The 13,330-nt window shown below is 74.7% G+C and carries 10 protein-coding genes and 1 riboswitch; of the genes, 7 read left to right on the plus strand and 3 right to left on the minus strand.

The window, feature by feature from the left end; all coding sequences use genetic code 11:
* Nucleotides 1–60: 60 nt before the first annotated feature.
* Together JL106_RS12715 and cobN are read left to right on the plus strand one after the other, a co-directional pair.
* Nucleotides 61–1,269, plus strand: coding sequence for a glycerate kinase (locus JL106_RS12715; RefSeq protein ID WP_328842256.1), 1,209 nt, complete (start codon nt 61–63; stop codon nt 1,267–1,269).
* Nucleotides 1,270–1,363: 94 nt separating this feature from the next.
* Nucleotides 1,364–1,522: riboswitch (cobalamin riboswitch) on the plus strand.
* A 54-nt stretch (nt 1,523–1,576) separates the two neighbouring features.
* Complete coding sequence (gene cobN, locus JL106_RS12720; RefSeq protein ID WP_205261095.1) at nt 1,577–5,404, plus strand: cobaltochelatase subunit CobN; 3,828 nt, start codon at nt 1,577–1,579, stop codon at nt 5,402–5,404.
* A 45-nt stretch (nt 5,405–5,449) separates the two neighbouring features.
* Here the strand turns inward: cobN and JL106_RS12725 are convergent, their stop codons facing one another.
* The gene (locus tag JL106_RS12725) at nt 5,450–6,121 is read right to left on the minus strand and encodes an FMN-dependent NADH-azoreductase (protein WP_205261096.1); all 672 of its coding nucleotides are present in this window, start codon (nt 6,119–6,121) and stop codon (nt 5,450–5,452) included.
* A gap of 435 nt (nt 6,122–6,556) precedes the next feature.
* On the opposite strand from JL106_RS12725, the gene JL106_RS12730 reads away from it, so the two are divergent.
* Both JL106_RS12730 and JL106_RS12735 read left to right on the plus strand, forming a co-directional pair.
* On the plus strand, nt 6,557–6,793 hold the full coding sequence (locus JL106_RS12730; RefSeq protein WP_205261097.1) for a hypothetical protein: 237 nt from the start codon (nt 6,557–6,559) through the stop codon (nt 6,791–6,793).
* 50 nt (nt 6,794–6,843) lie between these two features.
* Nucleotides 6,844–7,416, plus strand: a complete 573-nt coding sequence (locus JL106_RS12735; RefSeq protein WP_205261098.1) for a GNAT family N-acetyltransferase — start codon at nt 6,844–6,846, stop codon at nt 7,414–7,416.
* Between the two features lie 7 nt (nt 7,417–7,423).
* Here the strand turns inward: JL106_RS12735 and cobF are convergent, their stop codons facing one another.
* Entirely contained in the window at nt 7,424–8,248 is an 825-nt protein-coding gene (cobF, locus tag JL106_RS12740; protein ID WP_205261099.1) for a precorrin-6A synthase (deacetylating), read from the minus strand.
* Complete coding sequence (locus JL106_RS12745) at nt 8,245–9,759, minus strand: cobyric acid synthase (protein WP_205261100.1); 1,515 nt, start codon at nt 9,757–9,759, stop codon at nt 8,245–8,247. Before JL106_RS12745 ends, cobF begins: the two co-directional genes overlap by 4 nt.
* Nucleotides 9,760–9,892: 133 nt before the next feature.
* Here JL106_RS12745 and JL106_RS12750 point away from each other — a divergent pair, with 133 nt between their 5' ends.
* The 3 genes from JL106_RS12750 to JL106_RS12760 all read left to right on the plus strand — a co-directional run bounded on the left by JL106_RS12750 (nt 9,893) and on the right by JL106_RS12760 (nt 13,329).
* Nucleotides 9,893–11,101, plus strand: coding sequence for an FAD-dependent monooxygenase (locus tag JL106_RS12750; RefSeq protein WP_205261101.1), 1,209 nt, complete (start codon nt 9,893–9,895; stop codon nt 11,099–11,101).
* A gap of 171 nt (nt 11,102–11,272) precedes the next feature.
* Nucleotides 11,273–11,794: a PH domain-containing protein gene (locus JL106_RS22080; protein WP_205261102.1), complete on the plus strand. Its 522-nt coding sequence runs from the start codon at nt 11,273–11,275 to the stop codon at nt 11,792–11,794.
* Nucleotides 11,791–13,329, plus strand: a complete 1,539-nt coding sequence (locus tag JL106_RS12760; RefSeq protein WP_205261103.1) for a PH domain-containing protein — start codon at nt 11,791–11,793, stop codon at nt 13,327–13,329. Before JL106_RS22080 ends, JL106_RS12760 begins: the two co-directional genes overlap by 4 nt.
* The last annotated feature ends 1 nt before the right edge of the window (nt 13,330 follow it).

Below are 13,330 nucleotides of genomic sequence, written 5' to 3' on the forward strand. Positions count from 1 at the left end.
GACGACGAGGATGGCCGGGCGCGGCGCGGCGGAGGGCCCGGTCGCGTCGACAGGACGGGCGTGGCCCGACTCGACGGTGAGGTGGCAGTGGCGATCAGCACGACCGGCAACTCAGCTCCGGACGACCGGCCGGTCCGGGTGGTGATCGCACCCGACAAGTTCCGCGGCAGTCTCACCGCGACGGAGGCGGCGGAGGCGATGGCGGCGGGCGTCCGGGACGCGTTCGCCCCGGTCGAGGTGCTCGTCGACCTGGTGCCGATCGCCGACGGCGGGGAGGGCACGCTGGAGGCGCTGCTGGTCAGCGGGGCCACGGCGGTGCCGGTTCGGGTCACCGGTCCTTTGGGGGATCCGGTCGAGGCCGCCATCGCCGTGCGCGGCGACACCGCCTACGTCGAGAGCGCCCAGGCCTGCGGGCTGACCCTGGTTCCCCGCCCCGGCCCCGGTACGGCCACCCGGGCCAGCACCTTGGGCGTCGGCGAACTGATCCGGGCGGCGGTGGGCACCGGCGCCCGGACCGTGGTGGTCGGGCTGGGCGGGTCGGCCACCACCGACGGCGGCGCCGGGATGGCGTCCGCGCTCGGCTGGGTCCCGGTGGACGCCGACGGCCGACCGGTCCCACCCGGCGGGCGGGCGCTCGCTGCGGTGGCCGGACTGACCCGACCGGCCGCCGCCGACCGGTCCGGGCTGGACGGCGTCCGGGTGCTGGCCGCCTGCGACGTCACCGCGCCGCTGGTCGGCCCAGCCGGCGCCGCCGCCGTGTTCGGTCCGCAGAAGGGCGCCGATCCGGCCGCGGTGGCCGTGCTGGACGACGCCCTGCGGACCTGGGCACGGGTGCTGGCCGGGGTGTTCGGCCGAGACGTCAGCGACGTACCGGGCGCCGGCGCGGCCGGCGGGCTGGCCGCCGGGCTGCTGGCGGTGTGCGACGCCGAGCTGGTCTCCGGTGCCGACCTGCTGCTCGACCTGGTCGGCCTGCCCACGGCGGTGGCCACGGCCGACCTGGTGCTCACCGGCGAGGGCTCGCTGGACCGGCAGACGGTGACCGGCAAGGGTCCCAAGGCGGTGGCCGACCTGGCCCGCGCCGCCGGGGTGCCGGTGGTGGCGGTGGCCGGGCGGGCGGACCTGCACGACCCGGACGTGTGCGCCGCGTTCGACCTGGTCGGCGACCTGGTGTCGGCGTTCCCCGGCCGGAACACCATGCATCACACCGCGACCCTGCTGCGGCAGCGGACGCGGGACCTGGTGCGGGGCCTGGTGCCGGCCGGGCGTTGACCGCGCCGACCGCCCGCTGGTCGCCCGCCGGCCGGCCGATGGTCGGCCGGCTCCGGTCCGTCGGGGACACTGGAACGGCCCACCGACGCGGTGCCAGGAACTCCGGTGCGAACCCGGGGCCGCCTGAGCGACTGTGACCGGGGAGCGACCCGCCCGGGTCAGGTGTCCGCCGAGCCCGGATCGGTGATCGGCCACTGCCCGCGTGCGGGTGGGAAGGCCGGCGGGTCGCGCTGATCCGGGAGCCAGGAGACTGCCCGCGGCGGCCGATGTCGACGACCGGTCCCAGGCCCGGTCGAAGGAGAAGCCGATGACCAGCTCGACCGCCCCTGCGCCCGGGACCGACACCGACCCGGGGCTCGGCCCGCTGGTGGTGCTGCTGTCCACCTCGGACACCGATCTGCTGTCCGCCCGGGCCGCCACCGATCCGGGCACGGCGACCGGCGCCCGGTCCGACGCTGCCGCCGCGGTCCGCTACCGCTGGGCCAACCCGAGCCGGCTGGACGTGGCCGAGCGGCTGCCCGTGGTGCTGGCCGGCGCCGACCTGGTCGTGGTCCGGATCCTGGGCACGCCGCAGTCCTGGGCCGACGGGCTGGCCGCGGTGCGGGCCGCCGGGGTCCCCGTGGTCGTGCTGGGTGGCGAGCGCACTCCGGACGCCGAGCTGATGCGGCAGTCGACCGTGCCCAGCGGCGTCGCCGCGCAGGCGCACCGGTACCTGGCCGAGGGTGGCCCGGAGAACCTGCGGCAGCTGCATCGGTTCCTGTGCGACACCGTGCTGCTCACCGGTGAGGGCTTCGACGAGCCGGCCGTGCTGCCGGACTGGGGCGTGCTGGACCGGCCAGCTCCGGTTCTGCCGGCGGACGGCGCCGTCCGGCCGCGGGTGGGCGTGATCTTCTACCGAGCCCACTTCTCCTCGGGGAACACCGCCTTCGTGCACGCGCTGGCCGACGCGGTCGACGACGCCGGCGGCATCGGTTCACCGATCTGGTGCACGTCCCTGCGGAACATGTCGGACGAGCTGATCGCCGAGCTGCGGACCATGGATGCGCTGGTGGTCACGGTGCTGGCCGCCGGCGGCACCCGGCCGGCCACCGCCGGGGCCGGCGGCGACGACGAGGCCTGGGACGTCACCGCCCTGGCCGAGCTGGACATCCCGATCCTGCAGGGGCTGTGCCTGACCTGGAGCCGGCAGCAGTGGGCCGAGGGTGACGAGGGTCTGTCCCCGCTGGACGTGGCCACCCAGGTGGCCGTGCCCGAGTTCGACGGGCGCATCATCACCGTGCCGTTCTCGTTCAAGGAGACCGACTCCGATGAGAGCGCGGCGCTCGACGCCGATCTCGCCGACGTGCTGGCCGAGGCGGCCCTCCCCCGCTACGTCGCGGACCCGGAGCGGTGCGCCCGGGTCGCGGGCATCGCGGTCAACCACGCGCGGCTGCGCCACACCCCGCCGGCGGACCGTCGCATCGCGCTGATGCTCTCGGCGTACCCGACCAAGCACGCCCGGATCGGCAACGCCGTCGGCCTGGACACCCCGGTGTCGGCCATCCGGCTGCTGCGGGCCATGCACGAGGCCGGGTACGACGTGGGCGGTCTCGGCGCCCAGGCACAGCTGCCCGGGCTCGGCGTGCTGGACCCGGTCGACGGGGAGGACCCGGACACCACGGCCGGCAACGCCCTCATCCATGCGCTCATCGCCGCCGGCGGGCAGGACGAGGAGTGGCTGACCAGCGGTCAGCTGGCCGGCAACCCGGTGCGCGTCCCGGCCGCGACGTACCGGTGCTGGCTGGACGACCTGTCGGACGACCTGGTCGACGCGATGACCGAGACCTGGGGAACCGCACCGGGTCAGCTGTTCGTCGACACATCCCGGGTGGGCACCCCCGGCGCCGATCCGGACGGCGACATCGTGCTGGCCACGCTGCGCGCGGGCAACGTGGTGGTGATCATCCAGCCGCCGCGCGGCTTCGGCGAGAACCCGGTGGCCATCTACCACGATCCGGACATGCCGCCGTCGCACCACTACCTGGCCGCCTACCGCTGGCTGGAGCAGGAGTTCGGCGCACACGCCGTCGTGCACCTGGGCAAGCACGGCAACCTGGAGTGGCTGCCCGGCAAGAACGTCGGGCTGTCCGGTTCCTGCGGCACCGACGCCGCGCTGGGCAACCTGCCGCTCATCTACCCGTTCCTGATCAACGATCCGGGCGAGGGCAGCCAGGCCAAGCGCCGGGCGCACGCCACCATCGTCGACCACCTCATCCCGCCGATGGCCCGGGCCGAGTCCTACGGCGACATCGCCCGCCTGGAGCAGTTGCTCGACGAGCACGCCACCGTGGCGGCCATGGACCCGGCCAAGCTGCCGGCCGTCCGGGCGCAGATCTGGACGCTCGTCCAGGCGGCCAGGATGGACCATGACCTGGGGCTGAGCGAGTCCGGTCGCCCCGAGGACTCGGTGTTCGACGACTTCCTGCTGCACGTCGACGGCTGGCTGTGCGAGATCAAGGACGTGCAGATCCGCGACGGGCTGCACGTGCTCGGTCAGGCGCCGACGGGCACGCCCCGGGTCAACCTGGTGCTGGCCATGCTCCGGGCCACGCAGATCTGGGGTGGCACGGTGGCGGCGCTGCCCGGGCTGCGCGCCGCGCTCGGGCTCAAGGACGGCGCCGAACTGGCCGCGGTCGACGCCGTCGAGACCCGGGCCCGCGCCCTGGTGCAGGGCATGGAGGACGCCGGCTGGGCGCCGGGTGCGGTGGACACCGTGGTGGCCGCGGAGCTCGGCCAGGCTGATCCGGCGGTGGCCGCGGTGCTGCGCTTCGCGGCCGAGGAGGTGGTGCCCCGGCTGGCCGGCACCACCGACGAACTCACCGCCGTGCTGCACGCGCTCGACGGCGGGTTCGTGCCGGCCGGGCCGTCCGGATCGCCGCTGCGCGGCCTGATCAACGTGCTGCCCACCGGCCGGAACTTCTACTCGGTCGACCCCAAGGCCATCCCGTCCCGGCTGGCCTTCGACACCGGTCAGGCCATGGCCGAGTCGCTGGTGCAGCGCTACCTGGACGACACCGGCGAGTACCCCCGTTCGGTGGGTCTGTCGGTGTGGGGCACGTCGGCCATGCGGACCGCCGGCGACGACATCGGCGAGGTGCTGGCCCTGCTCGGCGTGGTGCCGACCTGGGACGAGGCGTCGCGCCGCATCAACGGGCTGGCCGCGATCCCGCTGGCCGAGCTGGGCCGGCCCCGCATCGACGTCACCGTCCGCATCTCGGGCTTCTTCCGGGACGCGTTCCCGCACGTGGTCGAACTGTTGGACGACGCGGTGCGGCTGGTGGCCGGGCTGGACGAGCCGGCCGATCAGAACTACGTGCGCGCCCACGCCCAGGCCGACCTGGCTGAGCACGGCGACGACCGGCGGGCCACCACCCGGATCTTCGGGTCGGCGCCCGGCGCGTACGGGGCCGGTCTGCTGCCGCTGCTCGAGTCCGGCAACTGGCGCACCGACGCCGATCTCGCGGAGGTGTACACGGCCTGGGGCGGGTTCGCCTACGGCCGGGAGCTGGACGGGGTGCCGGCCCGCGGCGACATGGAGGCCAATTACCGGCGGATCGCGGTGGCGGCCAAGAACACCGACACCCGCGAGCACGACATCATCGACAGCGACGACTACTTCCAGTACCACGGCGGCATGGTGGCCACCGTGCGTGCGCTGACCGGTAGCGCGCCGCAGGCCTACATCGGCGACTCGACCACACCGGACTCGGTGCGCACCCGATCGCTGACCGAGGAGACGGCCCGGGTGTTCCGGGCCCGGGTGGTCAACCCCCGGTGGATCGCGGCCATGCAGCGGCACGGGTACAAGGGCGCCTTCGAGCTGGCCGCCACGGTGGACTACCTGTTCGGGTACGACGCCACCGCCGGTGTGGTCACCGACTGGATGTACGACACCGTCGCCCGCACGTACGCCCTGGACGAGAGCAACCAGGCGTTCCTGCGGCACGCCAACCCGTGGGCGCTGCGCGGCATCGTGGAGCGGTTGCACGAGGCGGTCGAGCGGGGCCTGTGGGCCGAGCCCGACCAGGCCGTGCTGGACCAGCTGGCCCAGGTCTACCTGGACGTCGAGGGCGATCTGGAGGCCGACGACGAGTGAGGCCGGGGGCCGGCGCCGCCCACCGCGGCGCCGGCTCCGCTGCGCTCACGCCGACGGCGCGGCGCCTTCCAGCTCCCGGCCCAGCTCCCGGCCCAGCTCACCGGCTCGCTGCACCGCGGCGTCGAACTCGGTCTGCGCCGTGTCGATCTGGTCGGCCAGCGCGGGCGCGAAGCCGGCCAGGGTGCGGCTGACGGTCAGCACCGTGACGGCCATGCCCAGCGCCTCACCCAGCACGACCTGCAGGGCCGGGACCTCGTGGTCCCAGCCCGCGGTCGGCGTGCCGGGGTCGTAGATCCCGCCCCGACTGCTGATGACCACGGCCGGGCGGCCGGCCAGCGGCTGGGAGTCCACGTCGAACGGCGTGGTGACGCCGGGGACGTGGATGTAGTCGACCCAGGTCTTGAGCGTGGCGGGCAGCGAGTAGTTGTACATCGGGGCGCCGATCACCACGGCGTCGGCGGCCAGCAGCTCGTCCAGCACCTCCTGCTGGACGCGCTCCTGGTCGGCCGGCGGGGTCGCCCCGGGCGGGCGCAGTCGCGGCGGCCAGTGCAGCGCCGGGTCGCTCAGGTACGGCAGCGGGTCGGCGTGCAGGTCACGGCGGACGACGGTGTGGTCCGCGGACACCGACCGCCAGGCCTCGGCCAGGGCGGCGCTGACCGCGCGGGAACGGGACCCCGCGGGGTCCATCGAGGCATCGAGATGCAGCAACACGGGCATCGGCTCATCGTCGCACCCGCGTCGGCCGGTCGGGTCCGGCGGCACCGACCCTGGCGCCGGCGCGCATCCGTGAGCACAGTTGGATCATGACCGTCGCGCCCGTCCGTCATGCCACCCTCGAGGTCCCGGCCGGCCGGGTCCGCCCGACGACCTTCTCCCGCGAGGCCGGTGACGCAGATGCCCCGGTCGTCCTGCTCCCGCACGGCTGTCCGCGGTTCTGGATGGTCGACTCGGGCTCCTCTCGTCCCTCGGTCCGACCTCCTCTCCGCCCCGGAGGAGTTCGGCACCCCTGATGCCGCTGCTGGGCGACCGGTGGCGGCTCATCGCGCCGGACGCTGACGCCTCCGGCTACTCGGCGACCCCGACGCCGGACGACTCCCGGACACGTTCCGCGCGGACGCCGATCGACTGGAGGCGTTCGCCGACACGATGGGCGTGGACCGGACCGCGCTCTGGCTGCACGACGACGGCTCACAGTTCGGGCTGGAGCCGGCCATGCGGCATCCGGGACGGCGGCACCCGGAACGGATCGCCGCGCTGATCGTCCAGAGCGGCGACATTCACCAGGACGAGTACAGACCCGAGGACGCGGCACTGGAGGAGCACTGGGCCGATCCGAGTCCGCAGGTCGCCCCGTTGGTGCGGGACTTCCTCGGCCGGGTGCACGCCTGAGCCACCGGCGGCGGATCGATCGTCCCCGGCCGGGCCGCTAGCCTCGCTGGGTGCCCGAACCCGCGCCCCGCACCGCAGCCGTCACCGTCCGGCCGGCCACCGCCGCCGATGCGGCGGCGCTGCACACCCTGGCCGCCCTGACGTTCCCGCTGGCCTGCCCGCCGCACACCACCGACGAGGCCACGGCGGCGTTCATCGCCGGCAACCTGAGCGAGACCTCGTTCACCGGCTACCTGGCCGATCCCGACCGCGAGCTCTTCGTGGCCGAGACCGTCTCCCCGGCAACCGGAGCCGTGGAGCTGGCCGGGTACACCATGCTCGTCCACGGCGAGCCGACCGATCCGGATGTGGCCGGCTGCATCACCGCCCGTCCCACCACCGCGCTGGACAAGTGCTACGTGCACCCCGACCACCACGGTGCCGGGGTGGCCCAGGCGCTGGTCACGGCCAGCGTCGAGGCGGCCCGGAGACGCGGCTCGGCGGGCATCTGGCTCGGGGTCAACCAGGAGAACGAGCGGGCCAACCGCTTCTACGCCAAGGTCGGCTTCGACCGGGTGGGCCGCAAGCGGTTCCTGGTCGGCGACCGGTACGAGGACGACTTCGTCCGCGAGCGGGTGCTCTGAGCCGACCTCAGTCGGCGACGCCGGGCGGGCCACCGCGGCGCAGGTACGAGATGTCCATCATCCAGCCACGTTCGGCCCGGACCGCATCCCGGGTCCGGCCGATCTCGTCGATCACCTCGGCCAGCCGGCCGGCCACCAGCACCTCCGACGGCGTGCCCAGGGCGGCGCCCCAGGCGATCCAGGCGTCGCGGTCGGCCGCCTCCGGCGACTGCAACAGCACCGCCGCGCTCACCCCGGCGTCCAGCATGACCACGGTGTTCTCGTGCTGCAGCGTGCCCGCGTCGGCCAGCCGGCGCCCGGTGGTGATGTGCAGCGGCTCGCCGATCCCGTGCAGCACCAACCGGTGTCGGGCCGCGAGCAGCTGGATGCTACTGATCCCCGGGATGACCCGCCAGTCCAGCGGGACGGTGCCGCGCCGTTCGAGCTCCTGGGCCAGCCGCACGGTCGAGTCGTAGAAGGCCGGATCGCCCCAGACCAGGATGCCGGCCGTCTCCCCCGGCAGCAGTTGCTCGGCCAGCGCCGCCTCGAGCAGGTCGGCCCGGCGGTGGTGCCAGCTGCGCACCGCCCCGGAGTACCCGGGCCGGTCCAGCTCACCCCGGTCCCGCGGCGGATCGGGCAGCAGCAGCACCCGCGGCGCCGGGTCGCCGGCGAACCGCCGCACCAGGGCCTCCCGCATCCGGGTCAGGTCGGTGGCTCCACCCGGCTTGTCCAGCACCAGCACCACATCGAGCGCCGCGATGGCCGACACCGCCTGCAGCGTCAGCAGTTCCGGGTCACCGGCGCCGATTCCGACGAGCAGTAGGGTGCGCACGGCGGGATCCGGCGCACTCATGCCGTCACCGGCAGGCCGAGCCGGTCGCCGAGCGCGGCGAGGTCGACGGACTGCTCCAGGGCGTCGGCGACGGTGTCGATCATCGCCTCCCGCCGGTCGGCGAACGCCGGGGCGACCGGATCAGGGCGCCACCGGCTGCCGGCGGCCGCGGCCGCCTCGGCCAGCCAGGCCCGGCGGAACCCGTCGTGCTCGAACGCGCCGTGCCACATGGTGCCCCACACCGACCCGACCCGGCCGCCCCCGGGGAACGCCTCGTCGGACGTCGCCACCGTGGGCCGCCCGTGATGGATCTCGTAGCCGCCCACCGCTGCTCCCCGCCACGTCCCGGTACTGCGCCGCTGCACCTTGGCCGCCTCGAACCGCACGTCGACCGGGAGCAGCCCCAGCCCGGTCACCTCGACATCGGCACTGGATCCGGCGCCACCGGCGAGCACCTCGACGCCGTCCGGATCGTTGATGGTCCGGCCGAGCATCTGGAACCCACCGCACAGTCCGAGCACCGGCCGCCCGGCCGCCGCCACCCGGTGCACCGCCCCGGCCAGCCCGGTTCTGTGGAGCCAGGCCAGATCGCTGATGGTGGCACGGGTCCCGGGGAGCACGACGAGATCGGCAGCGGCCACCACGGCGGGGTCGGCGGTCACCGACACCTGCACCCCGGGCTCGGCGGCCAGGGCGTCGACGTCGGTGCCGTTGGACATCCGGGGCAGCCGCACCACGGCCACCCGCAGCACTCCGCCATCGGTCCCGGCGCCGTCGGTCGCCGCGGCGTCCTCGTGCCGCCAGCGCGCCACCTCGAGGGTGTCCTCGCCGTCCAACCACACCCCGGACAGCCACGGCACCACCCCGACCACGGGGACGCCCGTGAGCTCGGTGATGCGGTCCAGGCCCGGGGTGAGCACGGCCGGGTCGCCGCGGAACTTGTTGATCAGGAAGCCGCGCAGCAGCGCCCGGTCCTCGGGCTCGAGCAGCGCCGCCGTCCCGTACAGCGAGGCGAACACCCCGCCCCGGTCGATGTCCCCCACCAGCAGCACCGGCAGGTCGAACCGGCGGGCCAGCCCCATGTTCACGTAGTCACCGGCGCGCAGGTTGATCTCCGCCGGCGATCCGGCCCCCTCGCACACCACCACATCGAACCGCTCGGCCAGCTCCTCGTAGGCGGCCCAGGCCGCGGCGGCCAGATGGGCGCGACCATTGGCGAACTCACCCGAGCCGAGCTGCCCGGCCGGCCGGCCGCGGACCAGGACGAACGACCGCCGGTCCGACCCGGGTTTGAGCAGCACCGGATTCATGGCCGGCTCGGGGTCCACCCGGCAGGCCTGCGCCTGCAGCACCTGGGCCCGGCCGATCTCCGCGCCGTCCGCGCAGACCATCGAGTTGTTCGACATGTTCTGCGCCTTGAACGGCGCCACCCGCAGCCCGCGGCGCACCAGCACCCGGCACAGACCCGCGGTGATCAGCGACTTGCCGGCGTCCGAGGAGGTGCCGGCGACGAGCACACCCCGAGCGGTCACGCAGGACACCCTACGGCCCGCAGCGGCGGGCAGATCGGTTGACGCGTCCGTCGCCGGGGCACTGCCGTCGGTGTCCGGCCCGCCGACCGACACCACCGATCACCAGCCCGCCGACCGACGACAGGAGCGACCCGTGCCGCAGCGCGAACCACGCCAGGCCGTCATCTCCGGCGCCAGGATCGCCGGCCTGTCCGCGGCGTTCTGGCTGCGCCGCACCGGGTGGGCGGTCACCGTGCTGGAGCGGGCCGAGACCTTCCGCGACGGTGGCCAGAACGTCGACGTGCGTGGCGTCGCCCGGGAGGTGCTCGACCGGATGGGGCTGGTCGAGGCGGTCCGGGCCCGGAACACGACCGAGACCGGCACCGTCCTGGTCGACGAGGACGGCATCGTCACCGCCGAACTGCCGTCCGACGGACCCGACGGGGCCACGGCCGAACTCGAGGTGCTGCGCGGCGACTTCGCCCGGACCATCCTGGACGCGCTGCCGGACGGGGTCGAGATCCGCTACGGCCAGACCATCGTCGAGGTCGACGACCACTCCGGTGACGGTGACGACGTGCGACCGGTGACCGTGACCACCGCGTCGGGGCAAGAACTGCCGGCCGACCTGCTGGTGATCGCCGAGGGCGTCCGCTCCAGCACCCGCGACCTGCTGTTCTCCGACCAGGTGGAGCGCCGAGAGCTCGGCATCTCCATGGTGTTCGGCACCATCCCGCGCACCGCGACCGACGACGACCGCTGGCGCTGGCTGACCACCACCGGTGGACGCCAGGTGCACCTGCGACCGGACCCGTACGGGACGACCCGGGCCATCCTGGCCGTCGCCCGCGCCGGGAACCTGGTCGAGCTGGACCGGGCGGCGGCGATGGCCCGGCTGCGCGAGCTGTTCGCCGACGCCGGCTGGGAGGCCGGCCGGGTGCTGGACGGCTTCGAGACCTCCGACGACGTCTACGTCGACGACCTCACCCAGATCCGCATGCCGAGCTGGCACGCGGGCCGGGTCATGCTGGCCGGGGACGCCGCCTGGTGCGTGACCCCGATGGGCGGCGGCGGAGCGTCGCTGGCCCTGGTCAGCGGCTACGTCCTGGCCGCGCAGCTGTCGACCGCCCCGGACGTCGCCACCGCACTCGGGGAGTACGAGGCCTGGATGCGGCCGCTGGTGGACGACGTCCAGCACCTGCCGCCCGGCATCGAGCACTTCGCCTACCCGAAGACCCGGCTGGGCGTGGCCGTCCGGCGGCTGCTGGACAAGGCCATCACCTCACCGCCGTTGCGCCCACTGGCGGCCAGGCTCACCCAGGTCGCCGAGACCGACCGCCCGCTGCCCGTCCTCACCGGCTGACCCAGGCACGCGGACCTCCCGAGATCATCGGCGACGGTCATCCGCGCGACCGGCCGCCCGTAGGGTGGCGACGTGCTCGGCGCGCCACTTCCTCCCCCAGAGCCCGCTGCCGAGACCGCCTCCGGGTCAGCCGCCGAGCTGACCTCCGGGCCCACGCCCGAGCGCCCGGTCGTGTCCCCGTCCCCGCCCGACCCGGCACCCGAACCGCTGCCCGGTGATGACCATGCCGCCCGGCAGCGACTGCCGGCCCGCACCCGCAGCTACTGGCACCTCCGCGGTCTGCTCACCGGGCTGGTCGCCACGGCCGCCGCGACGGGGCTGTTCGGATTCCTGATCACCGGGCCGCCCGCGTGGTTGCGCTGGACCGTCATCGGCCTCGTCGCGGCCTGGACCCTGCTGGGTCAGGCGATGATCGCGCCGCCCATCCGGTACCGGGTCACCTGGTTCGCGCTGTCCGAGCGCGAACTGGAGATCCAGCACGGCTGGCTCGTGGTGTCCCGCACCGTGGTGCCGATGAACCGGGTGCAGTACCTGCAGGTGGAGCGGGGGCCGCTGGCGCGCCGGTTCCGGCTGGCCAACCTGCACGTGCACACCGCCGGCGGGATGGTGCCGTTGCGGGGCATGGACGACCCGGAGGCCGAACGGATCCGTGGACGGATCAGCGCCCTCGCCCACCTCGAGGACGACCTGTGAGTGCACCGCCGGACCCACCCGGACGGGCCCCGAGGGACGACCTGCCGTTCCGGCGGCTGCACCCGGCCTACCTGCTCATCAGCGGCGGCCGGGCGCTGCGTTCGCTCCTCCCGGTGATCGCAGTCGGCATCTGGCGCATCCCCGGCTGGACCATCGGGGTGGTGGCCGGGTTGGTCGCGGTGTTCGCGGTGGCCGGCTGGCTGACCAAGCGGTACGCCATCCTGCACGGCGTCTTCCATCTGCAGTCCGGCGTGCTGAACCGCACCGTGCACACCGTCCCGATCACCCGCATCACCGCGGTCGACGCCTCCCGCGGCATCGTGCAGCGGTTGCTGCGGGTCTGGGGCGTCACGCTGCGCACGCCCGCCGGCGGCGACACCCGGTCGCTGCACCTGGCCTGCGTCACGGCCGCCGAGCTGGCCCGGCTGCGCACGGCCCTGGCACCGCATCACCGGGCGGCGTCCGCCGCGCCGGTCGCGGCCGGCCCGGAGCCCGGCCCGGCCGGACCGGCGACGGTGATCGCCAGGCAGCTCGGCGCGGGAGCCACCGACGACGTCGGCTCGGCCTCGGTGGCGATCACCGCACCCGAGCCCCTGGCCGTGCTGGACAGCCGGACCCTGGCGGTGGCCACGGTCACCGGCGTGTCCATCCCGCTCATCTTCGCCGGCTTGTCGGCCGCCTGGGAGCGCGCCCGCGCCCTGCTGCCGCGAGACACGCTGCGCCGACTGGAGCAGCAGCTGTTCGGTCCGGACGGGGCGACCGTGCTGATCCTGGTGGCGATCGCGGTCGCCGCGGTGGTGATCGGCTCGCTGCTGACCGCCCAGCGGATGGCCCGGTTCACCCTGGTCCGGGACGGCGACGTGCTGCGCACCTCGCGCGGGCTGTTCTCCCAGCAGACCGCGACCATCACGGTGGCCCGGGTGCACGCCGTGCGCCTCGTCGAGGGATGGCTGCGCCGGCGACTGGGCTGGTGCGCCGTCGAGGTGGAGATCTCCGGGGCGGGCACGGCGCCCAGCGGCGAGCGGACGCTGTTCCCGTTGCTGCGCCGCGAGCAGGCCGCGGCGCTGGTCGAACGGGCCCTGCCCGAGCTGCACTGGGTGCCCGCCCCGCTCACCCCGGTGCCCCGGGCTTCCCGCCGCCGCTTCCTGACCGTGCCGGTGTGGATCGGCGTCGGCGTGGCCGCGCTCGGCTGGTTGGTGTTCGGCCGACCCACCGACTGGTGGGCGGTGTTGGTGGCGCTGCCGCCGGTGCTCGGCGTGCTGATCGGGGTGGCCCAGGCCCGGGCGGCCGGCTGGGCGCTCGACCGCGAGACGGTGGTCTTCCGGGGGCACCGGGTGCTGGCCCGGGTCACCACCGTGGCCCGGCTGCACCGGGTGCAGCTCACCCAGCGTCGGCAGACCTGGTGGCAACGGCGGGCCGGGATCGCGTCGCTGCGGATCACCCTGGCGTCCCGGCGCACCACCGGGATCCGTCACCTGCCGCTCGATGAGATCCGCGGGTTGCGTCTCCGGGTCGGGCGGCCGGCCCCGCGGTGAT

The organism is Nakamurella leprariae (assembly GCF_016918035.1).
Lineage (GTDB): Bacteria > Actinomycetota > Actinomycetes > Mycobacteriales > Nakamurellaceae > Nakamurella > Nakamurella leprariae.

What these genes read in the sequence shown, in the direction of transcription:
- cobN (WP_205261095.1), top strand. Translation starts at nt 1,577, where the DNA reads ATGACCAGCTCGACCGCCCCTGCGCCCGGGACCGACACCGACCCGGGG.
- JL106_RS12725 (WP_205261096.1), bottom strand. Translation starts at nt 6,121, where the DNA reads ATGCCCGTGTTGCTGCATCTCGATGCCTCGATGGACCCCGCGGGGTCC.
- cobF (WP_205261099.1), bottom strand. Translation starts at nt 8,248, where the DNA reads ATGAGTGCGCCGGATCCCGCCGTGCGCACCCTACTGCTCGTCGGAATC.